Below are 20,388 nucleotides of genomic sequence, written 5' to 3'. Positions count from 1 at the left end.
TCAGCGCACCCTTTTTCATTTCTCGGCCTGATGTTTTTTCTGCAAGGGCGCCAGTAGATCATTCAAGCCGTTGTGATCGATCTCGTGCATCAGGGCGATCAATGCCCCTAGCTCCCCATGGGGAAACCCCTGGCGAGCAAACCACCCTAGATAGTTTCCAGGCAGGTCGGCGAGCATGCGGCCTTTGTATTTACCGTAGGGCATGCGGGTTGTTACAAGCAGTTCAAGCTTCTGGAAATCCATAAGGGCGTGGTCTGGCTCATTTGAATGGCGTGGTCAAAGCGTGCAATTTGCAACGCCCGGCGAGCACTGCCTTGCATTCCGAATGATGTTGAATGCTTTGTCTAAAAGCTAACTGCCTGAAAATAATAGGTTTTATTAATTACTGCCAGTTGGCATGGACCCTGCTCTTGTCAATACAACGACTAAATATTCAGGAGAAGGGCAAATGACCAAGTCTGGCAATGATGTGGTATCGGTACTCAACCACTTGATCGAAACCTGCAAAGACGGCCAAGAAGGTTTCAAGGCATGTGCCGATGACGTGAAGAACCCTGAGCTTAAGGCACTGTTCCTCAAACACGCTCAAGAGTGTGGTGCGGCTGCTGGCGAACTGCAAGCAGAAGTCACTCAGTTGGGTGGCAGCCCGGAAGACTCCACCAGCTTTAGCGCTGACCTGCACCGCCGCTGGGTGGACCTCAAATCGTTGATCACGGGCAAGAGCGAAGAAGCTGTGCTGAACGAGGCCGAGCGCGGCGAAGACGTGGCCAAGAAAGCCTACACGGACGCGCTTCAAGAACCGCTGCCCGCGCACATCTATGCGTTGATAGAACGCCAGTTCCACGGCGTACAGCGCAATCATGACCAGATTAAAGCGCTTCGCAACATTGCCCGCGCCAGCTGATTTCATTTCCGTTATCCCTGCTGTACATCCCTGTTACGCCGGCGCTGCCGGCGTCTTTTTTTGGAATGCCATGTTCCCCGCGTGGGGTACCCGATTGCGACCCTCCCGCTTGGCCATTCTAGGTACGCTGGAACCAGGTCACAAAGCGCTCGATAGTGACTAAGTCCCACTACGTAAGCCGGCTCAATCTGTCTTTATCGAAGCGGCTAAACAAAACCTTCTGAAATGAAGCACTAAAGGAAACCACCTGGTTTTCTGCAAGTGAGCTGCCCAACGTACATTTGAAAATAGTTTGGGACGGTGAGAAGGGGAAGGTAGAAATACCGAATTTTCCTACAGACGATGCAGAATCACCTGATAGATTCGCAACGGGCTTGGCGCAGACACTACAGCATAACCGCTGAAAGAGTTTCCCAATGCCCACCTCGTGCTGCGCTGTACCTGGCCTGCTGCTGCTAGGCTTCACTACCGCCTTGCGACTATTGGTGCCTCAGGTTGCCCCCGGTTTCGCCGGTTGGTTCGTCAACGTAGCAAGCCTGCTCATACAGCTTTAGCTTCAGGTAGGCTGGCGGGCTACGGCCCGCGCTGCCCGAAACAGGCATTCGGTGAGCTCTGGCGAGGAAAACTTGGTCAGCACGGCATCTGCGCCTGCTTCTTCGGCCCGCTTACTGTTCATGGCACTGTCCAGGGACGTGTGAAGCAGAATGTACAAGCGGCTGAAGGCTGTGCTGTCCCGAAGCGTGCGTGTCAGTGCGTACCCATCCATTTCCGGCATTTCAATATCCGATACCACAATGTTGATCGCCGCCGCAGTACCTTGGAGCTCCACCAGCCGGGCCATGGCTTCCTTGGCGCTCCGTGCGGTGTGGCACCCTATGCCAAGGCTTCTCAAGGCAAGGACCGACTGCTGCAATGCCACTTGGCTGTCGTCCACCACAAGAATGCGTGCCTGCGCCAGCAGCTCAGCCTGCTCGGGGGTCAAGTCGCCCACAGGCGCTTCGCGCCGTGGAGGGGCAATACCATGAATAACCTTTTCGATATCCAGCACCTGAACCAGCGTACCGTCTACTTGTGTCACTCCAGTGATAAACGCGCGGCCTCCAGAAGCCGGGGGAGGAGGGCGTATATCCGTAGAGCGGCAATGAATGATTCGGCTAACGGCTTGAACATGCAGGCCCTGCCGTGAGCGACTCACATCCGTAACGATCAGGCATCCACCTGAAGGGTCTGCCAGTGGCTGCTCACCGATTGCACGGCTAAGGTCGATTACCGACAGCGTAGCGCCCCGCAACGTGGCGATGCCTCGAACATGCGGATGCGAATCGGGAAGGCGGGTCAACGCAGGGCAAGGAATGATTTCACTCACTTTCAAAAGGTTGATCGCCATCAGCTTGCCGCTGCGCAAGGTAAACAGCAGGAGCGAGAGGGGTTCAGCGGGTGCTTGGGACATAACTGCCTTCTGACTCAAGTGCGGTAAACCGCAGAACATATACACGGGGTATCGGCCAAACCTGCCGCAGCTTGAATGTGTTAAAGCCTGGATCAGAGGGCGTCCGACAACAGCCGTAGCAATATTGGTTCGCAGTTAACCAAGGTTTAATCGCTTGAGCCTTTACTGTGCCTGGACCATCGATGGTATTTTATCGCCCCGCATTACTATCGTCGCGGTGCGGCGCTAAAGGACGTTCATGAACCCTGACTATGCCTGGCTCGGCCGCGAGCGCCGTTTTCTAATGCTACTGGGCGTTATCTGCCTGGCCATCCTGGGCGGTGCCCTTTATATGCAAGTGGTGCTCGGAGAGGCGCCATGCCCTTTGTGCATCCTGCAGCGCTATGCATTCCTGCTCATTGCGGTATTCGCCTTCATTGGCGCAGCACTTCCCGGCAAGCGTGGCGTTACAGCGTGCGAGGCCTTCGTAGTGGTAAGTGCCCTAGGCGGGCTAGTCGCAGCAGGCCGACATGCCTGGGTATTGGCTCACCCTGAATCCAGTTGCGGGGTAGATGTGCTGCAGCCCATCGTAGATGGACTGCCCCTGGCCAAGCTCCTGCCCTCGGTTTTTGAAGTGCAAGGTTTCTGCACAACACCGTACCCGCCTGTATTAGGGCTTTCACTGGCACAGTGGGCACTGGTGGCCTACGCGCTCACGGCAGTACTGGTGCCGCTGGGCATCTGGCGTAACCGGCGCGTGTCATGAATCGTGCCCGCCTTTGCGATTATGCAACAGTACCCTATGCGGTTCTAACTAGAGGAAAGCTCTGAAAGGTCGATATTTCCTAGGCCGCCGCCGCTTCGTAAGCCATGCGACATCATGTCGCAGAGGGTTGAAAGTCAGCTGGATTGTTGCATAATCCGCAATGTACTGTTGCTATATAAGTCATATTCATCATGGGGTTAGCTCACTACAATCGCGGCAATTTCCGCCAAGTCAGCCTCTCCAGGCCTTGAAAATCAAGGTGTCCGCCTTTTTTTTCAATTCATTTGAGGCACGTGGTGGTGTCCGGTTGTCTACCCTTACGGTAAGTGCCTCCAGGAATGGGGCGCATCCGGGCGACTTGCCTATAATCCGACGAGTCAAAGCAATTTGAGCACTGCACGACACTGGTTGCCTGATTCAGCAGTGGCTGGTTACCAGGCTTCCTCATGGTCGATATCGAAAAATGCTAACGCTTGGCAGAACAAAGTGTTGGCGATCACAACACACATTGCATTGAAGCAAGCTTTAGAGGTCGTGAGATGAGTAAAAAGCGTTACCCCAGACTGTTTGGCATATTGCCCTTTTTCGGCATGCTTTTTCTCAGTGGGTGCGACTGGACCCTGCTCAATCCCAAGGGGCAGGTGGGCATCGACGAGAGAAACCTGATTCTTCTCGCGTTTGCATTGATGCTCACGGTGGTTATCCCGGTGATCGTCATGGCCTTGCTGTTCGCATGGCGGTACCGTGCGTCTAACCGCAACGCTACCTATGCGCCGGAATGGGCCCATTCCACGAAGATCGAAGCCGTCGTGTGGGGTGTTCCTCTCATCATCATCGCCGTCCTAGGCTATGTGACGTACGTCTCCACTCATCATCTCGACCCATACCGCCCACTGGATTCGGACGTGAAGCCTGTGCGCATCCAAGTCGTGGCGCTGGATTGGAAATGGCTGTTCATCTACCCGGATCAGGGCATCGCTACAGTCAACAAAATCGTATTCCCTGCACATACACCGGTTGCGTTCGAGATCACGTCAGATGCTGTGATGAACTCCTTCTTCATCCCTGCGCTGGGCGGTCAGATCTACGCCATGGCGGGCATGCAAACCAAGCTTCATTTGATTGCCAACCAGGAAGGGGATTTCCAGGGTATCTCGGCCAACTATAGTGGTGCGGGTTTCACTGGCATGAGCTTCCAGGCGCAAGCCACTACCCAGGCAGCGTTCGACAGCTGGGTAAACGAAGTAAAAAATTCACCGAAAGCACTTGATTCGGCCGAATACACCGCGCTGGCCAAACCAAGCGAGAAGAACCCTGTCGCGTTGTACGCTTCCGTGCCGCCAAACCTATTCCATACCATCATCGACAAATATGAAGGCATGGGCGCTGGCCACCACGGGATGCACGAGAAAGGTGTGCTTGGTCAGGAAGGTAAGGAAGTAAGTGAGAATTCAGCTGCTGGGGCAGAGGAGTAAGAGATGTTCGGTAAATTAACGCTGGAAGCGATACCCTTCCACGAGCCGATAGTGATGGTGACCCTCGCCGTCGTTGCCGTGCTCGGGGCGGGTGTGTTCGCGGCGATCACCTACCACAAGAAGTGGGGCTATCTCTGGAAAGAGTGGTTCACCTCTGTCGACCACAAGAAAATCGGTGTGATGTACATCGCCGTGGCCGTCATCATGCTGATTCGCGGCTTTGCCGACGCCATCATGATGCGTACACAGCAGGCAATGGCAACAGGCGGGTCTACGGGCTACCTGCCACCTGAACACTACGACCAGATCTTCACCGCTCACGGCACGATCATGATTATCTTCATGGCCATGCCGTTCATGATCGGCCTGATGAACATCGTGGTGCCCCTGCAGATCGGTGCTCGCGACGTTGCCTTCCCGTTCCTGAACTCGGTGAGCTTCTGGTTCTTCGTGGTAGGCGTACTGTTGGTCAACATCTCTCTGGGTGTGGGCGAGTTCGCAAAAACGGGCTGGGTTGCTTATCCACCGTTGTCTGGGCTGCAGTACAGTCCGGGGGTAGGGGTGGACTACTACATCTGGGCCTTGCAGATATCCGGCCTAGGTACGTTGCTGACCGGTGTGAACTTCATCGTGACCATTCTCAAGATGCGTGCCCCTGGCATGACCTTGATGAAAATGCCGGTGTTCACCTGGAACTGCCTGTGCACCGCTGTTCTGATCGCGGCCTCTTTCCCGATCCTGACCGCAACACTGTTCCTGCTCTCGCTTGACCGTTATCTGGGTATGCACTTCTTCACCAACGAGCTTGGTGGCAACCCAATGATGTACGTCAACCTGTTCTGGGCATGGGGCCACCCTGAAGTGTACATCCTGATCCTGCCGGCCTTCGGCGTGTTCTCGGAAGTCACCTCTACCTTCTCCAAGAAACGCCTGTTCGGGTACGTCTCGCTGGTATGGGCAACCATCGCCATCACGGTACTGTCGTTCATGGTCTGGCTGCACCACTTCTTCACCATGGGTGCCGGTGCGAACGTGAACGCGTTCTTCGGTATTGCCACTATGGTGATCGCCGTACCGACAGGTGTGAAGATCTTCACCTGGCTGTTCACCATGTTCCGTGGCCGCATCGAGTTCAAGACACCGATGCTATGGACTGTGGGCTTCATCGTTACCTTCAGCATCGGCGGCATGACCGGCGTACTGCTGGCCGTTCCGGGTGCAGACTTCGTGCTCCACAACAGCCTGTTCCTGATCGCGCACTTCCATAACGTGATCATCGGCGGTGCTGTATTCGGTTACCTGGCAGGCTTCACGTTCTGGTTCCCGAAAGCCTTTGGCTTCAAGCTCAACGAGCGCCTGGGCAAGTGTTCGTTCTGGTGCTGGCTGATCGGGTTCTACTTCGCATTCATGCCGCTGTACGTGCTGGGCTTCATGGGCATGACCCGTCGCTTGAACCACACCGATAACCCGGAGTGGACCCCATGGTTCTACGTAGCCATGGTGGGTGTACTGTTCGTTGCCGCCGGTATCGGCTTCCAGCTGCTGCAGATCTATGTCTCGATCCGCGACCGCAAGAAAAACATGGACGTCACTGGCGACCCATGGGATGGCCGTACCCTGGAATGGTCCACGTCCTCGCCACCGCCGTTCTACAACTTCGCCGAAGTGCCAGTGGTTTCCGACCTGGACGCCTACTGGGGTATGAAGGAGCGTGGAGAAGCGACCGCTAACGCCGCTGACTACAAACAGATTCACATGCCACGCAACACGGGCATGGGCGTGGTCATTGCGTTCTTTAGCCTGATCTTCGGCTTTGCCATGATCTGGCACATCTGGTGGGCAGTTGCCGTAGGTTTCGTAGGCATGATCGTGACCTTGATCGTGCGCAGCTACGACGACGACATTGACTACTATGTTCCAGCGGCAGAAGTCGCTCGTATCGAAGGTGAGCGCCAGCAAACACTGGCTAACTACCATGCCGGCGTGCCTAGCGGTACTCGTGTGAACTCCACGTTGGAGAAGGTTTGAATCATGGCTAATACCGTTCTGCACGGTGAAGTCGCCCATAGCCACGAGCATGGGCATGACGATCACCACGATGCCGGGGGCATGACTGTCTTCGGCTTCTGGATCTACCTGATGACGGACTGCATCCTGTTTGCGTCGATTTTCGCCGCATACGGGGTGTTGGCTGGGAACTTCGCCGGTGGCCCTAGCGGGCATGAAATTTTCGAACTGGACTATGTTCTGGTCGAGACCTTCCTGCTGCTGTTTAGCTCGATCACCTTCGGCTTTGCCATGCTGGCGATGCACAAGGGCAACAAGAGCGGTGTGATGACCTGGTTGTTCATCACCTTCCTGTTCGGCCTTGGCTTTATTGGCATGGAACTCAACGAGTTCCACAAGCTGATTTCTGAAGGCTATGGCCCTCAGCGCAGTGGCTTCCTCTCGGCCTTCTTCACACTGGTAGGCACCCACGGCTTGCACGTGTCCAGCGGCCTGCTGTGGATGGCCGTGATGATGGCCCAGATCAGCAAGAACGGGCTTACCAGCACTAACCAGACGCGTATGAACTGCCTCAGCTTGTTCTGGCACTTCCTGGACGTGGTCTGGATCTGTGTGTTCACCGTTGTCTACCTGATGGGGGCCTTGTAATGGCGAGCAACCATTCCGCCGGCGGCGCAAGCCACGGCAGCACCAAGTCGTACATGGTCGGCTTTATCCTGTCGGTGATCCTGACAGTGATTCCGTTTGGCCTGGTGATGTTCCAGTCGATGTCCAAGGCTGCCATTCTTACCATCGTGCTGGTATTTGCGGTGGTTCAGGTGCTGGTTCACCTGGTGTGCTTCCTGCACCTGGACCGCTCCTCCGAGCAGCGCTGGAACGTGATTGCGGGGATTTTCTCCTTCATCATCATTGCGCTGCTGGTTGGCCTTTCGCTGTGGATCATGTTCAGCGTTCACCACTTCATGCTAGCGAAGTGAGGTAGCTTGCATGTCCGTTAAGCACTTTATCCAAATCACCAAACCGGGGATCATTTTCGGTAACGTGCTTTCGGTGGCAGGCGGCTTTTTCCTGGCTGCGCAAGGGCATATCGATTTCGGTTTGTTCCTTGCCACGGTGGTGGGTACATCGCTTGTAGTGGCGTCGGGTTGTGTATTTAACAACTGCATCGACCGCGACATCGATGTGAAGATGGAGCGCACCCGAAACCGCGCTATTGTCCAGGGCCTGATTTCGATCAAGCTGGCCCTGGCCTATGCAACAGTGCTAGGGCTCTTGGGGTTTGGTCTGTTGTACACAGTGGCTAATCCCCTGGCCGCCTTCTGTGGCCTGATCGGGTTTGCAATCTACGTAGGGCTATACAGCCTCTACCTGAAACGCAAATCGGTGCATGGCACACTGGTGGGGAGTTTGTCAGGCGCTATGCCTCCGGTTATCGGATACGTGGCCGTGACAGGGCGTTTTGACATAGCCGCGCTCACCTTGCTGGTGATGTTCAGCCTATGGCAAATGCCGCATTCCTATGCCATTGCAATCTTCCGGTTCAATGACTACAAGGCAGCGTCCATCCCAGTGTTGCCGGTAGAGCGCGGTATCCCAGTCGCAAAACGCCATATCCTGTACTACATCCTGGCCTTTGTGCTGGCGACGTTGATGCTCACGCTGTGCGGCTACGCTGGCCTTAGCTATATGGCAGTTGCGGCGGCCATGGGTATGTACTGGCTGTACATGGCGTGGACGGGGTATAAAGCGGCGGATGATCGTGTATGGGCACGCAAGCTGTTCGTGTTTTCCATTTTCACCATCACGGCACTTAGTGTGATGATGTCGGTGGATTTCAAGGCCTCTGCGGGTTTCCTGCTGACATCGACACTGCCGTAAGCCCTGTCGACGTATGAAAAAACCGGGCAATGCCCGGTTTTTTCATGGCTGCGTACTGGACAGCGTACGGCCGCTGCCCTTATCTTCGTTGCCAGCCATGCCATATGGCTACGTCGCTCGGACGGTTCCGGGCGCTTACGTACATCGAGGACAGCATGCCCGAACTCCGTTCGCCGCGCCGCTTTGCGCGCATAGATCGTCTCCCCCCTTACGTATTCAATATCACCGCAGACCTGAAGATGGCCGCCCGCCGTCGCGGTGAAGACATCATCGACTTGAGTATGGGTAACCCAGATGGTCCCACGCCTCCTCATATCGTGGAGAAGCTGGTTAGCGTTGCCCAACGCGAAGACACCCACGGGTATTCCACTTCGCGGGGTATTCCACGCCTGCGCCGTGCCATTTCACGGTGGTACGCAGACCGTTATCAGGTAGAGATCGATCCAGAAAACGAAGCCATTGTCACCATCGGCTCCAAGGAAGGCCTGGCACATCTGATGCTCGCCACCCTGGATCAGGGCGATACCGTGCTGGTACCCAACCCCAGCTACCCGATCCACATCTACGGCGCCGTCATTGCGGGTGCACAGGTACGCTCGGTGCCGCTGGTGCCTGGTGTGGATTTTTTCAATGAGCTGGAACGTGCCATTCGGGAGTCCATTCCCAAACCCAAGATGATGATCCTGGGCTTCCCATCGAACCCTACGGCGCAATGCGTGGAACTGGACTTTTTCGAGCGTGTTGTAGCCTTGGCCAAGCGCTACGACGTGCTGGTGGTTCATGACCTTGCCTACGCAGATATCGTATACGACGGCTGGAAAGCGCCCTCCATCATGCAGGTGCCAGGGGCCAAAGACATCGCTGTGGAGTTCTTTACGCTGTCCAAAAGCTACAACATGGCTGGCTGGCGCATTGGTTTCATGGTGGGTAACCCGGAGCTGGTATCAGCCTTGGCCCGAATCAAGAGCTACCACGATTACGGTACCTTTACCCCGTTGCAGGTAGCGGCCATCGCGGCCCTGGAAGGCGATCAGCAATGTGTTCGGGATATTGCCGAGCAATACCGGCAGCGGCGCAATACCCTGGTGAAGGGTTTGCATGAAACCGGCTGGATGGTGGAAAACCCTAAGGCCTCCATGTATGTCTGGGCGAAGATCCCTGAGCCGTATGCACACCTAGGTTCATTGGAGTTCGCTAAAAAGCTGCTTGCCGAAGCCAAGGTGTGTGTCTCCCCAGGTATTGGTTTCGGAGATTACGGCGACGACCATGTACGCTTCGCGCTGATCGAGAACAATGACCGTATACGCCAGGCCATACGCGGCATTCGTCAGATGTTCCGAGCCGATGGCTTGTTACCCGCTGCCAGCAAGCACGCCACGGGCCTTTGACAGCGCGTTATTGTTGCCAAGTAGGTAAGTCAGTTTCCTGCTAGGGGGTTGGACGCTGGCCCCCCGCTCGGCATACGCTTGCTAGCACATGTATGCATGGCATAAGCCCACCTGAGGGTGTGCCTGCTTTGCCCTTTGCCACTGCGTTTTGATTGCCTAGCGCTGGAACTTCGTGGTCAGCCTGGATAACTACACTGTAACAATCAGGTCATTGCCTTCGTTTCCAAGTACTGCTTTGCCAGGTAAACCTTTCGAAGAGGGGATTGCTATGCATACCAAGCTTTCTGGTTCACCGTCTGGCGCGCCTGTTGACGCCAACTCCAGCACGCTGAAGTTCGCCCAGCAACTATTGGCCAGAGCGGGTATTGGCATGCACGGTGTACAGCCATGGGACATGACCCTTAATGACCCTGGTGTGCCTGCGCGTGCATTGGCCGAAGGCAACCTGGGCTTGGGCGAAGCGTATATGCGGGGAGAATGGGATGCCGAGCGTCTCGACGAATTCTTCGCTCGCCTGCTGCGTGCTGGCGTGGCTGACCTGGTGAACCCCTCGGCACTGATGTTTCATGCGGTCAAGGCCAAGCTGATCAATTTACAGAACAAGGACCGAGCCTGGCAGGTGGGGGAGCAGCATTACGATTTGGGCAACGAGTTCTACGAAAGCATGCTCGATTCGCGCATGACCTACACCTGCGGTTATTGGAAGGACGCTAGCACGCTGGAGCAAGCCCAGGTCGCCAAGCTAGACCTGATCTGCCGCAAGCTAAGGCTGCAACCTGGGCAGCGCGTGCTGGACATCGGGTGTGGGTGGGGCAGCTTCATGGCCTATGCGGCGCAACACTACGGCGTAACCTGTGTGGGCGTGACCATTTCTCGCGAGCAGTGCGATTGGGCCAAGGCCCGCTATCCAGACCTGCCACTGGATTTTCGCCTGCAGGATTACCGGGACATCGATGAGCCGTTTGACCACATTGTCAGCGTAGGCATGTTTGAGCACGTGGGCCGCAAGAACCACCGGCTGTACATGGAAACGGCTCATCGCTGCCTCAAAGAGGATGGGTTGTTTCTGCTCCACACCATTGGCAAGAACAAGCGCAACAGCACGACAGACCGCTGGATCGACAAGTACATTTTCCGCAACGGTGACCTCCCTTCCGTTGGGCAGGTTGGGGACGCCATCGATGGGTTGTTCGTGGCCGAAGACATGCACAATTTCGGCGCCGATTACGACAAGACCCTGATGGCATGGTGTGAGCGGTTCGAAGCGGCCTGGCCTCGCTTTGCCGACCGCATGGGCGAGCCGTTCTTCCGGATGTGGCGTTATTATCTGTTGTCCTGTGCCGGGGCCTTCAGAGCCAGAGAAATTCAGCTGTGGCAATGGGTGTTATCAAAAAAGGGCGTGCCCGGCGGTTACGCGCGCGTCAGTTAACCATGCAAAGGTATCCAAATGAGCAATGTGTTTCCCGTCAGCCGTCCGCGCCGTTTGCGCCGTTCGGAATCGCTGCGGTCAGTGTTTCAAGAAACAGAGTTCCGGCTTCAGGATCTGGTATTGCCGATCTTTGTGGAAGAGGGCATTGATGACTTCGTGCCTATCACCAGCATGCCTGGGGTCAACCGCATTCCAGAATCACGCCTGGCCAGCGAGATCGAGCGTTATGCGCGGGCGGGCATCCGCTCCGTCATGACCTTTGGGGTGTCTCACCACCTTGACGCTGCGGGCAGTGACACCTGGAACGAAAACGGCCTTGTGGCGCGCATGGCGCGGATTTGCAAGGACACCGTGCCCGAGATGATTGTGATGTCGGACACCTGCTTCTGTGAGTACACCTCCCATGGGCACTGCGGTGTACTGCATGGTGAAGCAGTGGACAATGACGCCACCTTGGTGAACCTGGGTCGCCAAGCCGTTGTAGCTGCCCAGGCCGGCGCGGACTTCATCGCCCCTTCGGCCGCCATGGACGGCCAGGTGCAAGCCATTCGCCAGGCGCTGGACGCGGCTGGGTTTGACCAGACCTCGATCATGGCGTACTCCACCAAGTTTGCTTCAGCGTTGTATGGCCCGTTCAGGGAAGCCGGGGGAACAGCCCTCAAGGGCGATCGAAAAGCCTACCAGATGAACCCCATGAACCGCCGCGAAGCGGTGCGCGAGTCATTGCTGGACGAGCAGGAGGGCGCCGATGCCCTCATGGTAAAACCGGCAGGTGCCTACCTGGATATCATTCGAGACATCCGGGAGGCCTCCCGCTTGCCATTGGCGGCCTATCAGGTGAGTGGCGAGTACGCCATGATCAAGTTCGGCGGCTTGGCCGGTGCCATCGACGAAGCGCGTGTCATGCGCGAGAGCCTGGGGGCCATCAAGCGTGCAGGCGCTGACCTCATTCTTACGTACTTTGCCATGGATATCGCCCGCGACGGCCTTTGAGGCCATCGCAGCGCCCTTCTTCACTCCCTGCCAGTGGCGCCTAGCAGGGAGAGGGGAAGGCGTACGGCGACAGTCGCATTACCATTGTCGTTGTTGAACGACACATGGCCCTCACAGCTTTCACACAAGGCTTTCACAATGGGCAGGCCCAGCCCCCAGCCCTTGGTTTCGCTTCGGGTAGAGATGAAGTAGGGAGTTGCCAGGTTGGTCAGTACCTCATCCGGGAAGTTGCCCTCATTGGAAACGGTGAGGTAGATGTCATTACCCTCCGCCCATTGCTTTACCAGGATGGGCGATGCCTGGCCGCCATGCTTGCTGGCATTGATAACCAAGTTGTCCAGGATGCGCAGGAACGCATTGCGATCCCAGTGCACCACTTGGTCTGTTGCCGCCAGCTGTGCTTCGATCGGCTGGGGTACCTGCAGCCTGAGGTTGTTCAAGGCGTCCTCGAACAGCGGGCCGGTTACCAGAGGCTCGGCCACCAGCTTAATGCCACCGCCTATGGCCACGTGGGAAATATCCAGGACGTTGCCAATCATGCGATCGATGCGCCGAAGGTTTTCTTCCAGTATCTGAAGCAATTCTTCGGTACGCCTGGCAGGGTTCTTCTTCATAAGCCCCGTGACCATGGTGGCGGCGGCCAATGGCGAACGCAGGTCATGGCTGAACGACCGCATGAAACGTTCCAGCATGATCTTTTCAGATCGCAGGCTTTCATTTCTCGCCACCGCGACCTGGCGCCTGCGCTCTACCCGTTCCAGCCGGTTCTCGGATTTCACCAGGCTTGCGATGGTCGCCAGCATTTCCTGCCCGTCGATGGGGTGGGTGAGGTAAGCGCGGGCGCCTTTGTTCAGCCCCATGGCTTTGTCGGCACCGCTGATGAACGTTGCGGAGATATTGATGATCGCAGGCATATGATCGCTGCCCAGCTTGGCCTCGGCGTCGCGAATCAACTCGAACCCGTTCATGTCCGGCAGGTTGATGTCCAGGATTACCAGGTCAATAGACGCATCGATCAAGGCCAGGCCGTCTGCACCATTACCGGCCTCCAGCACCTCATACTGAGGTTCATGGGACAGGATCTTGCGCAGGACATACCGGTTGGCCTGCATGTCATCGATAATCAGGATTCGCCTAGTACGCATCGCGCAAACTCCTGGAGAGGCGGTGCACCTGCTGCAGTACCGACTCGACGTAGTTGGGTTGCCCTTTGAGCAGCATGCCCGCACATTGCCCGCCAAGGGCCAGCCGTTCGGCTTCACCCAAGGGCTTGGCCGTATTGATCAGGACGCGCGCATGCATTGCCCAGTCCATGCTTTCAAGCAGATCGGCACCGTAGATATCCGGCAACTCCAGGTCCAGGAAAATGATATCAGGGCGTACAGCATGCAATTTGTCGATGCTGTCAGCCGCCGAGTTGGCGTCGATGATAAGCGGGCTGTAAGGCTCAAGCAGGTGACGCAATAGGTAGCGATCACCTTCATTGTCATCAATGATCAGAACGCTTAGCCCTTCAAGGTTCAGGCTTTTGAAATCGCTTTCAGCCTTGTCACACAGGCAACGGGCAATCTCTACACTGAAACGGCTGCCATGCCCCAGGTTGCTGCTCACGCTAATAGTGCCTTGCAGCAGCAAGACCAGCCTTTGTACCAGCGGCAGCCCTAGGCCGTTGCCCTGCACTTGGGTAAGCCCGGGCATCCGGATGCGGGCAAATTCCTCGAAAATGCGCTCAAGATTATCTTCTGAAATACCTACCCCGGTATCCTCTACCACCCATTCGATGGTGTTTTCGCTGGGTTGGAACACGCGTAGGGTTACCGAACCTTCAAGGGTATATTTGAATGCATTGCTGATCAGGTTCCGCACCACTTGGAATAACCGGTTGCGATCGGTTTCCAGCATGACCGGGTGGTCGACCGAAATCACTTCCCACTTCAGGTTGGGGTAACGCAACGCCAGTGCGGCTGTGAACTGCCGAACCTGCTCCACGAACGTATCCAGCGAGAAGGCTGACGCCACAACCTCCATCCTGCCGGACTCCGCCTCAGCCAGGTCCAGCAGTTCATTGACCATGTCTGCCAGTTCGCCGGCGGCTGCGCTGATAAAGCCCACCTGCTTGAGCTGCTCGGCGTTCAGTTCGCCATCTGTGCCGTTGAGCAGTAATTTCGAAATGTTCTCGATGATATTGATAGGCGTCCGGAATTCATGGGTCATGTTGGAAAAGAATCGGCTCTTGGACTCACTGGCCGAGGTGAGTTCCTGAGCGGTTTTTTCCAGTTCCGAGTAAAGCGCCACCACGCCTTTGTTGGTGGTTTCCAGTTCCAGGTTCGTCGCTTCCAGCTCGCGCTGTTTGATCTGCAGCTCAGCAGCCGTCAGCAACAGCTCCGAGCCCTGTTGCTGCAAGGCCACGAACGGGTCGGCCAGCCCGGCATCAGCCAGTGTGCGGCTAAGGGTCTCCCTATGGCGGTCATCTGGGAACGGCAGGGGCGGGTGGATAGCCTTGCCCGCATGAATGGTAGTGCCCTCAGCGCCCGTCCGGATCTCCCAAACGTCCAGCAACCGCTGAGCACCACGTAACCCTACGCCCATGCCGGTTGTAGATACATAGCTTCCGTTGAGGATGTATTCGAGGTCCCGGATGCCAGGGCCTTGATCGACGGCATCAAAGAGTACGGCACACGCCTTCCCGGCAACATCGCGTTTCAGATAGAAATGGAAGGCACCACTGCCCGCGTACTGGTAAATGTTGCGGGCAAGCTCCGATACAGCAGTGGCCAAGCGGATCTGGTCCAGCTTTGGCAGGCCTAGCCAGGCGCCCACATGCCGGGCGGCCTGGCGGCATACCACCACATCGGTTTCAGCCTGTATCGACAGGCTGCACAACCTCAAAAGGTCATTCAATTCGGGCCACCACCGCCGTGGAATCGTCGGTTTGGCGGCTGAAGTCCCGTTGCAGCAACGCTGCAATAATTTCGGGGTGGCGCGCGGTCAGGCCAGGGTAGCGGCCTGTGTCCAATCGGGTCTTGATGCCATCGCTGGTCAGAATAAGCACAGTGCCTGGGTCCCAGGGATAGGAATACGTATGGATTCGACCTATTCGGTAGCCAACCGTGCCATTGCTGGAGATCATGTTGCGTGGCTTGTCGCCCAGCAGCATACCGGCAATATTACCGATGCCGCAGTACGTCACCTGGCGTGCTTCGGGTTTTACTTCGGCGATACCTACCGCTCCACCGCGGGTAGGCATCAACGCATGATGCAACTGCTGCATAAGGTGGTCCAGAGGGGCTGCAGGGTTGTGTGCCAGGAACACCTGCCGAGCCAGGGCGCTGGCAGCACTGGCAGCGTGGCCATGGCCCAGGCCGTCGCACACCATCACGCGATAACCCAAGACAGCCCAGGCATCCCCAGCCACGGCCTCACCCGGATAGGGAATGCATACAGCGCCGTGGCTCATGGCAGCTGGCGTATCCTTCAGGGTGAAGCCCGCAAATATCACAGTGCCTTGCCCAGGCTGGCTGAAGATATCAAAGGTATCGGCCAGGCGTTTTACAGCGCCCAGCCCTACACCCAAGGTACCAATGGACGAGTAATGGTCGGCCATGCACTGGGCGACGTTCACCATGCCAGGGCCCGTATCAACGGCGAGCAGGTTCAGGCAGCCCTCGGCTTGCCGATAGATCAGCTGCCCACCTCCGCCATGCAATACCAGGTTACGGCCAAGCTCCTGAACCACTAAGGTCAGCTTGCCGATCAGTGCTTCCTTGCTGGTAAGCTGGCTTGCTTGGCGCACAATGGCGCGGCGGGCAGCATCTACATGCGCCAAGTCGCTGATCGGCAGCACCAGGCTGCACGCCTGGCTATCTACTTCCATTTCCACAGTTCCACGGTAGTGCCTTCGCCCTGGGCGCTTTGTATCGCAAAATGGTCTACCAGCCGTCGGGCACCGCTGAGCCCCAGGCCTAGGCCATTGCCAGAGGTGTAGCCGTCTACCATGGCCTGGTTCATGTCGGCGATGCCTTGGCCTTTGTCCGCCACTATCAGCCGTACTGCCGCTCGGCCGTCACGGAAGGTACGCTCTAGCAGGCATTCGCCACCACCCCCATAGATCAGGGCATTACGCGCAATTTCGCTGGCCGCTGTCACGATCTTGGTCTGGGACACCAGGCCTAGCCTTGCGTCTTCAGCCGCCTTGCGAACCCTTTGGCGGATAATGACGATGTCAGTTTCCTGTTTCAGCGGGAGTGTCTCTGTGCTCGTCACTCTCGACCTCTGCGACCAGATCATCGTTCACGTGTGTTTCCAGCCAGCGCATGCCTTTTTCGACATTCAGCGCCGTGGCGATACCTGGCAGTTCCAGGCCTAGCTCCACCAGAGTGATGGCTACCGCCGGTTGCATGCCGACAACAATCACCTTGGCATCCAGGATGCGAGAAACGCTGGCTATATGGGACAGCATTCTGCCAATGAACGAGTCGACGATTTCCAGCGAAGAGATATCGATCAGCACACCCTTGGCACTGTGCCGGACAATCTGTTCAGTAAGGTCTTCCTGGAGGTCCATGGCCAACTGGTCATGCATGTCTACCTGGATGCTGAGCAACAGGTAACGGCCCATCTTGAGAATCGGAATCTTGTCGACCATCTCGAACCTCAGCGTGCGTTAGGGCTGACAAGGCGAACATTCAGCTCCTTGAGGGCCAGCTGGAAGGCGTCGGACAGTGAAGCCTTGGTGATGACGTCACCTAGCTCAACGCCCAGATGCACGATAGTAGCAGCGATCTGTGGGCGAATACCGCTGATGATGCAGCGGGCACCCATGAGCTTGGCAGCCGTGATGGTCTTGAGCAGGTGCTGGGCCACCATGGTGTCGACGGTGGGCACACCGGTGATGTCAATAATGGCGATGTCAGACTCGGTTTCCACGATCTTCTGCAGCAAGGCTTCCATCACCACTTGAGTGCGGTTGCTGTCCAATGAGCCGATCAGGGGCACGGCCAGCACGCCCTTCCACAACTGGACTACTGGGGTAGACAGCTCCAGCATACTTTCCTGTTGCTCTCGAATAACCTCTTCACGGCTGGCGACGAAGCGTTCCATGCTGTACAGGCCCAGTTTGTCCACCAGTTGGCTGGCCGCCAGTAGTTGGTCAGGCTGCTGGGCCAACAGGGTAAACAGAGGCTGTTTGAGAGAGAAAACAAACGTGGCCGTTTCAGTAGGCGTGAAGCCTTGGCGGCTTTGCGCTTGAGACAAGCGTTCAAGAAGCGACCTGACAGGCGCCCAGCTGGCGTGCTCAACGTCCTTACCGCCTTCGCTCAGTGCTTTGATGAACACCTTGAGCAGGTCGCGAGAGTTCTCGACCATGGTGCGGTCATCGATCAGGTCTGAGCGAATGCCCGCCTTGCGCTGAGCCTCAATCCATTGCTCCAAGAGCACGCTTTCGTTTTGCTTGAATGTATCGGCCAGCGAATCGGCGGTCATTGAAACCTTCCTGTAGGGAATCGTCTGAAAAACGAACCACAGTAGCAAGAAGGCCGCGCAAATTGAAGGTGGGTACAGCTGTGTTTCCAGGCTTTTCCCTCACCTGAGAGCACGAGCGGTGCCGTGTTCATCCAAGCGAGGGAAAAGCTTGAAAGGCAAGCAGGGGTTAGACCAGTTGGTCGCCCACGTGGAGGATCTTCATGCCGTTAGTACCACCGATGGTGTGATGGCTATCGCCCTTGGTCAGGATGACCCAGTCGCCTTGCTCCACCAGGCCGCGTTTGAGCAGCTCGTCTACGGCTGCCTGGCTCACCTTGCCGATATCGTACGCCGAAGGATCGAAGGGCACGGTATAGACGCCGCGCATCAGCGATACCCGCGCCTGGGTTTCGCGCCCAGCCGCAAAGGCGTAGATCGGCACCGAAGAGCGGATGCGGGACATGATCAACGGGGTATAGCCGCTTTCAGTAAGCGCGATGATCGCCTTCACACCTGGGAAGTGGTTGGCGGTGTACATGGCCGCCAGCGCAATGCTCTCGTCACAGCGATTGAACTGTGTGTACAACCTGTGGCTGGACTTCTTGCTGGTGGGGTGTTTTTCCGCACCCAGGCAGATGCGTGCCATGGCCTGCACCGCTTCGATCGGGTACGCGCCTGCCGCGCTTTCAGCCGACAGCATCACGGCGTCGGTGTAGTCCAGCACCGCGTTGGCCACGTCGGACACTTCAGCCCGGGTTGGCATTGGGTTCTGGATCATCGACTCCATCATCTGGGTCGCTACGATGACGGCTTTGTTGTTGCGGCGTGCGTGCTGGATGATTTTCTTCTGGATGGCGATCAGTTCGGCATCACCGATTTCCACGCCCAGGTCACCACGGGCGACCATCACAGCGTCACTGGCGCGAATCAGCCCGTCCAGGCTTTCGTCATCGGCCACGGCTTCGGCACGCTCGATCTTGGCCACCAGCCAGGCGGTACCGCCGGCGGCGTCGCGAAGCTGGCGGGCATATTCCATGTCAGCGGCATCACGCGGGAACGACACCGCCAGGTAATCCACTTCCATTTCGGCGGCCAGAATGATGTCGGCCTTGTCCTTTTCGGTCAGGGCGGGCGCGGTCAGGCCACCCCCACGGCGATTGATGCCTTTGTGGTCGGATAAAGGCCCGCCAATGAGCACCACACAGTGAAGGGCGTCAGTGTCGGCACGCTCAACGCGCATGACCACGCGGCCATCGTCCAGCAGCAGCTCGTCACCTACACCGCAGTCTTTGACCAGGTCCGGGTAGTCGATGCCGACCACCTGCTGGTTGCCCTCAGTGAGCGGGTGCGTGGTAGAGAAGGTAAAGGCGTCGCCTACCTTGAGCTCGATGCGCTTGCCTGCGAATTTGGCGATGCGGATTTTCGGCCCTTGAAGGTCGCCCAGCAATGCCACATGGCGGCCGTTGCGCGCGGCGATCTCACGGATCAGGCGGGCGCGTGCCTTGTGTTCATCCGGTGTGCCATGGGAGAAGTTCAGGCGAGCCACATCCAGCCCGGCGAGAATCAGTTGCTCAAGCACCTCGGGCGAGTTGCTGGCTGGGCCGAGGGTGGCAACGATTTTTGTACGGCGTACGGTCATGCACTGGCTCCTTAATTGACGGGCGGTGAGAGGCTACTCCTCAAACCCGCTGTAGTCACCGACGGTTTGCACTACGTTGGTAGCTTGGCACCTGTGACGAGCAAGGCATTGAAGAATTGCATCAAGCCGCCGATACCCTTTACAGGCAGAGGAGATCTTCATGCGACCCCTTATCGTGTTGACCTTGCTGGCCATGGTGGCCGGCTGTACCCGCTGGTCGATGGACCAGCACTTGAACAGCGCTTACAGAGCGTATGACGCTGGCGATTGCAAGAAGGTCATGTTGGAATTGTCCCAAGTAGACCGCAAGAGCCGTGCACGCCCTTACATTCGCCCGGAAAGCGCCTTGCTGCGAGGGCAGTGCCTGGAACGTCAGAACCTCTACGCCGACGCAGCGCAAACCTACCAGTTCATCTTCTATCAGTACCCAGGCAGCGAATACGCCTACCGGGCTAAAGCCCGCCTGGAGACACTCGAACGCCTGGGCCAGTACCCAGCAGGTGCTGCCACGGTTCCAGGTGCTCCAGCGCATTGAGCAAAGACTGGCAGACGGCTAGCTTTGCGTTAAGCTGAGCACCTGAGGGCACTTACCAAGCTTGCTATCAGTCTGAAAACAACAGGGCTATGAAACAGTGAATCGCCATGTATATCGATAGACGCATAGAGCGGCACCAACTGCCGTACTACCTCAAGGTGTACAACCGGTATACCGACCGCCCGATCGGCTACCTGGGCAACGTGTCGGAGTCTGGGTTGATGCTGATCAGTAACGTACCGTTGCTGGTAGGGCCCGATTTCGAGCTGCAGCTGAAAGTGCCGGCGCACGAAGGGGACATCCAGCTGATCAACCTGACAGGCAGTTGCCTGTGGTGCCAGGAAGACGCCACCCCTGGTTTCTACGACTCCGGCTTCATGCTGCTGCAGGTGCCTGTGGAGTATGAGCAACTGGTCGACGCGCTGCGTCGCTATTTCAGTTTTCTGCCCATGAGCGCCTCGGCCTGAGCAACCTGTCAGGGGCGC

22 protein-coding genes are annotated in these 20,388 nt (G+C 57.1%); 13 read left to right on the top strand and 9 right to left on the bottom strand.

All coding sequences use genetic code 11. The features are described from left to right. Nucleotides 1-15 precede the first annotated feature (15 nt). The gene (locus tag HBH25_RS05640) at nt 16-243 is read right to left on the bottom strand and encodes a DUF3820 family protein (protein WP_168082347.1); all 228 of its coding nucleotides are present in this window, start codon (nt 241-243) and stop codon (nt 16-18) included. A gap of 205 nt (nt 244-448) precedes the next feature. On the opposite strand from HBH25_RS05640, the gene HBH25_RS05635 reads away from it, so the two are divergent. Beyond that, a complete protein-coding gene (locus HBH25_RS05635; RefSeq protein ID WP_168082345.1) occupies nt 449-904 on the top strand; it encodes a PA2169 family four-helix-bundle protein in 456 nt (151 codons plus the stop codon). 416 nt (nt 905-1,320) lie between these two features. Further along, entirely contained in the window at nt 1,321-1,458 is a 138-nt protein-coding gene (locus tag HBH25_RS05630) for a hypothetical protein (RefSeq protein ID WP_168082343.1), read from the top strand. Nucleotides 1,459-1,460: 2 nt separating this feature from the next. Here HBH25_RS05630 and HBH25_RS05625 read toward each other — a convergent pair whose 3' ends face one another. Next, nucleotides 1,461-2,354 carry a chemotaxis protein gene (locus tag HBH25_RS05625; protein ID WP_168082341.1) on the bottom strand — a complete coding sequence of 298 codons (894 nt, stop codon included), beginning with the start codon at nt 2,352-2,354 and terminating at the stop codon, nt 1,461-1,463. A 238-nt stretch (nt 2,355-2,592) separates the two neighbouring features. On the opposite strand from HBH25_RS05625, the gene HBH25_RS05620 reads away from it, so the two are divergent. From HBH25_RS05620 to hemB, 9 genes are all read left to right on the top strand, one after another. After that, the gene (locus tag HBH25_RS05620) at nt 2,593-3,099 is read left to right on the top strand and encodes a disulfide bond formation protein B (RefSeq protein WP_168082340.1); all 507 of its coding nucleotides are present in this window, start codon (nt 2,593-2,595) and stop codon (nt 3,097-3,099) included. Nucleotides 3,100-3,638: 539 nt separating this feature from the next. After that, nucleotides 3,639-4,574: a ubiquinol oxidase subunit II gene (cyoA, locus tag HBH25_RS05615; protein ID WP_168082339.1), complete on the top strand. Its 936-nt coding sequence runs from the start codon at nt 3,639-3,641 to the stop codon at nt 4,572-4,574. Between the two features lie 3 nt (nt 4,575-4,577). Further along, nucleotides 4,578-6,602 (top strand): cytochrome o ubiquinol oxidase subunit I, encoded by a 2,025-nt coding sequence (gene cyoB / locus HBH25_RS05610; RefSeq protein ID WP_168082338.1) that lies wholly within the window; start codon nt 4,578-4,580, stop codon nt 6,600-6,602. Between the two features lie 3 nt (nt 6,603-6,605). Further along, nucleotides 6,606-7,229 (top strand): cytochrome o ubiquinol oxidase subunit III, encoded by a 624-nt coding sequence (locus tag HBH25_RS05605; RefSeq protein WP_168082337.1) that lies wholly within the window; start codon nt 6,606-6,608, stop codon nt 7,227-7,229. After that, entirely contained in the window at nt 7,229-7,558 is a 330-nt protein-coding gene (cyoD, locus tag HBH25_RS05600; protein WP_168082336.1) for a cytochrome o ubiquinol oxidase subunit IV, read from the top strand. The genes HBH25_RS05605 and cyoD overlap by 1 nt, the downstream gene beginning before the upstream one ends. A gap of 10 nt (nt 7,559-7,568) precedes the next feature. Next, nucleotides 7,569-8,459, top strand: coding sequence for a heme o synthase (gene cyoE / locus HBH25_RS05595; protein ID WP_168082335.1), 891 nt, complete (start codon nt 7,569-7,571; stop codon nt 8,457-8,459). A gap of 155 nt (nt 8,460-8,614) precedes the next feature. Beyond that, a complete protein-coding gene (gene alaC, locus HBH25_RS05590) occupies nt 8,615-9,847 on the top strand; it encodes an alanine transaminase (RefSeq protein WP_168082334.1) in 1,233 nt (410 codons plus the stop codon). Nucleotides 9,848-10,115: 268 nt separating this feature from the next. Then, complete coding sequence (cfa, locus tag HBH25_RS05585) at nt 10,116-11,276, top strand: cyclopropane fatty acyl phospholipid synthase (RefSeq protein WP_168082333.1); 1,161 nt, start codon at nt 10,116-10,118, stop codon at nt 11,274-11,276. A gap of 18 nt (nt 11,277-11,294) precedes the next feature. Next, nucleotides 11,295-12,269, top strand: a complete 975-nt coding sequence (gene hemB / locus HBH25_RS05580) for a porphobilinogen synthase (RefSeq protein WP_168082332.1) — start codon at nt 11,295-11,297, stop codon at nt 12,267-12,269. 20 nt (nt 12,270-12,289) lie between these two features. On the opposite strand, the gene HBH25_RS05575 is transcribed toward hemB, so the two are convergent. From HBH25_RS05575 to pyk, 7 genes are all read right to left on the bottom strand, one after another. Continuing rightward, nucleotides 12,290-13,414 (bottom strand): hybrid sensor histidine kinase/response regulator, encoded by a 1,125-nt coding sequence (locus HBH25_RS05575; protein WP_168082331.1) that lies wholly within the window; start codon nt 13,412-13,414, stop codon nt 12,290-12,292. Further along, nucleotides 13,404-15,170: an ATP-binding protein gene (locus HBH25_RS05570; RefSeq protein WP_168082330.1), complete on the bottom strand. Its 1,767-nt coding sequence runs from the start codon at nt 15,168-15,170 to the stop codon at nt 13,404-13,406. The genes HBH25_RS05575 and HBH25_RS05570 overlap by 11 nt, the downstream gene beginning before the upstream one ends. Next, a complete protein-coding gene (locus HBH25_RS05565; RefSeq protein ID WP_168082329.1) occupies nt 15,163-16,143 on the bottom strand; it encodes a SpoIIE family protein phosphatase in 981 nt (326 codons plus the stop codon). The genes HBH25_RS05570 and HBH25_RS05565 overlap by 8 nt, the downstream gene beginning before the upstream one ends. After that, entirely contained in the window at nt 16,134-16,556 is a 423-nt protein-coding gene (locus HBH25_RS05560) for an ATP-binding protein (RefSeq protein ID WP_168082328.1), read from the bottom strand. The genes HBH25_RS05565 and HBH25_RS05560 overlap by 10 nt, the downstream gene beginning before the upstream one ends. Next, the gene (locus HBH25_RS05555; protein ID WP_168082327.1) at nt 16,492-16,914 is read right to left on the bottom strand and encodes an STAS domain-containing protein; all 423 of its coding nucleotides are present in this window, start codon (nt 16,912-16,914) and stop codon (nt 16,492-16,494) included. The genes HBH25_RS05560 and HBH25_RS05555 overlap by 65 nt, the downstream gene beginning before the upstream one ends. An 8-nt stretch (nt 16,915-16,922) precedes the next feature. After that, nucleotides 16,923-17,750 (bottom strand): STAS domain-containing protein, encoded by an 828-nt coding sequence (locus tag HBH25_RS05550; protein WP_168082326.1) that lies wholly within the window; start codon nt 17,748-17,750, stop codon nt 16,923-16,925. A gap of 166 nt (nt 17,751-17,916) precedes the next feature. Further along, nucleotides 17,917-19,368: a pyruvate kinase gene (gene pyk / locus HBH25_RS05545; RefSeq protein WP_168082325.1), complete on the bottom strand. Its 1,452-nt coding sequence runs from the start codon at nt 19,366-19,368 to the stop codon at nt 17,917-17,919. A 160-nt stretch (nt 19,369-19,528) separates the two neighbouring features. Between pyk and HBH25_RS05540 the strand changes: the two genes are divergently transcribed. Together HBH25_RS05540 and HBH25_RS05535 are read left to right on the top strand one after the other, a co-directional pair. Continuing rightward, nucleotides 19,529-19,903, top strand: a complete 375-nt coding sequence (locus HBH25_RS05540; RefSeq protein WP_168082324.1) for a tetratricopeptide repeat protein — start codon at nt 19,529-19,531, stop codon at nt 19,901-19,903. A 107-nt stretch (nt 19,904-20,010) separates the two neighbouring features. Beyond that, a complete protein-coding gene (locus HBH25_RS05535; RefSeq protein ID WP_168082323.1) occupies nt 20,011-20,370 on the top strand; it encodes a PilZ domain-containing protein in 360 nt (119 codons plus the stop codon). Nucleotides 20,371-20,388 lie beyond the last annotated feature (18 nt).

Source organism: Pseudomonas quercus (assembly GCF_012033695.1).
Lineage (GTDB): Bacteria > Pseudomonadota > Gammaproteobacteria > Pseudomonadales > Pseudomonadaceae > Aquipseudomonas > Aquipseudomonas quercus.
The sequence above is the reverse complement of the archived record's forward strand: the minus strand, read 5'-3'. Positions and strand labels throughout refer to the sequence as shown.

Excerpts from the sequence above, each read along its gene's own strand:
- HBH25_RS05640 (WP_168082347.1), bottom strand. The coding sequence starts at position 243 with ATGGATTTCCAGAAGCTTGAACTGCTTGTAACAACCCGCATGCCCTAC.
- HBH25_RS05635 (WP_168082345.1), top strand. The coding sequence starts at position 449 with ATGACCAAGTCTGGCAATGATGTGGTATCGGTACTCAACCACTTGATC.
- HBH25_RS05630 (WP_168082343.1), top strand. The coding sequence starts at position 1,321 with ATGCCCACCTCGTGCTGCGCTGTACCTGGCCTGCTGCTGCTAGGCTTC.
- HBH25_RS05625 (WP_168082341.1), bottom strand. The coding sequence starts at position 2,354 with ATGTCCCAAGCACCCGCTGAACCCCTCTCGCTCCTGCTGTTTACCTTG.
- HBH25_RS05620 (WP_168082340.1), top strand. The coding sequence starts at position 2,593 with ATGAACCCTGACTATGCCTGGCTCGGCCGCGAGCGCCGTTTTCTAATG.
- cyoA (WP_168082339.1), top strand. The coding sequence starts at position 3,639 with ATGAGTAAAAAGCGTTACCCCAGACTGTTTGGCATATTGCCCTTTTTC.
- cyoB (WP_168082338.1), top strand. The coding sequence starts at position 4,578 with ATGTTCGGTAAATTAACGCTGGAAGCGATACCCTTCCACGAGCCGATA.
- HBH25_RS05605 (WP_168082337.1), top strand. The coding sequence starts at position 6,606 with ATGGCTAATACCGTTCTGCACGGTGAAGTCGCCCATAGCCACGAGCAT.
- cyoD (WP_168082336.1), top strand. The coding sequence starts at position 7,229 with ATGGCGAGCAACCATTCCGCCGGCGGCGCAAGCCACGGCAGCACCAAG.
- cyoE (WP_168082335.1), top strand. The coding sequence starts at position 7,569 with ATGTCCGTTAAGCACTTTATCCAAATCACCAAACCGGGGATCATTTTC.
- alaC (WP_168082334.1), top strand. The coding sequence starts at position 8,615 with ATGCCCGAACTCCGTTCGCCGCGCCGCTTTGCGCGCATAGATCGTCTC.
- cfa (WP_168082333.1), top strand. The coding sequence starts at position 10,116 with ATGCATACCAAGCTTTCTGGTTCACCGTCTGGCGCGCCTGTTGACGCC.
- hemB (WP_168082332.1), top strand. The coding sequence starts at position 11,295 with ATGAGCAATGTGTTTCCCGTCAGCCGTCCGCGCCGTTTGCGCCGTTCG.
- HBH25_RS05575 (WP_168082331.1), bottom strand. The coding sequence starts at position 13,414 with ATGCGTACTAGGCGAATCCTGATTATCGATGACATGCAGGCCAACCGG.
- HBH25_RS05565 (WP_168082329.1), bottom strand. The coding sequence starts at position 16,143 with ATGGAAGTAGATAGCCAGGCGTGCAGCCTGGTGCTGCCGATCAGCGAC.
- HBH25_RS05560 (WP_168082328.1), bottom strand. The coding sequence starts at position 16,556 with ATGATCTGGTCGCAGAGGTCGAGAGTGACGAGCACAGAGACACTCCCG.
- HBH25_RS05555 (WP_168082327.1), bottom strand. The coding sequence starts at position 16,914 with ATGGTCGACAAGATTCCGATTCTCAAGATGGGCCGTTACCTGTTGCTC.
- HBH25_RS05550 (WP_168082326.1), bottom strand. The coding sequence starts at position 17,750 with ATGACCGCCGATTCGCTGGCCGATACATTCAAGCAAAACGAAAGCGTG.
- pyk (WP_168082325.1), bottom strand. The coding sequence starts at position 19,368 with ATGACCGTACGCCGTACAAAAATCGTTGCCACCCTCGGCCCAGCCAGC.
- HBH25_RS05540 (WP_168082324.1), top strand. The coding sequence starts at position 19,529 with ATGCGACCCCTTATCGTGTTGACCTTGCTGGCCATGGTGGCCGGCTGT.
- HBH25_RS05535 (WP_168082323.1), top strand. The coding sequence starts at position 20,011 with ATGTATATCGATAGACGCATAGAGCGGCACCAACTGCCGTACTACCTC.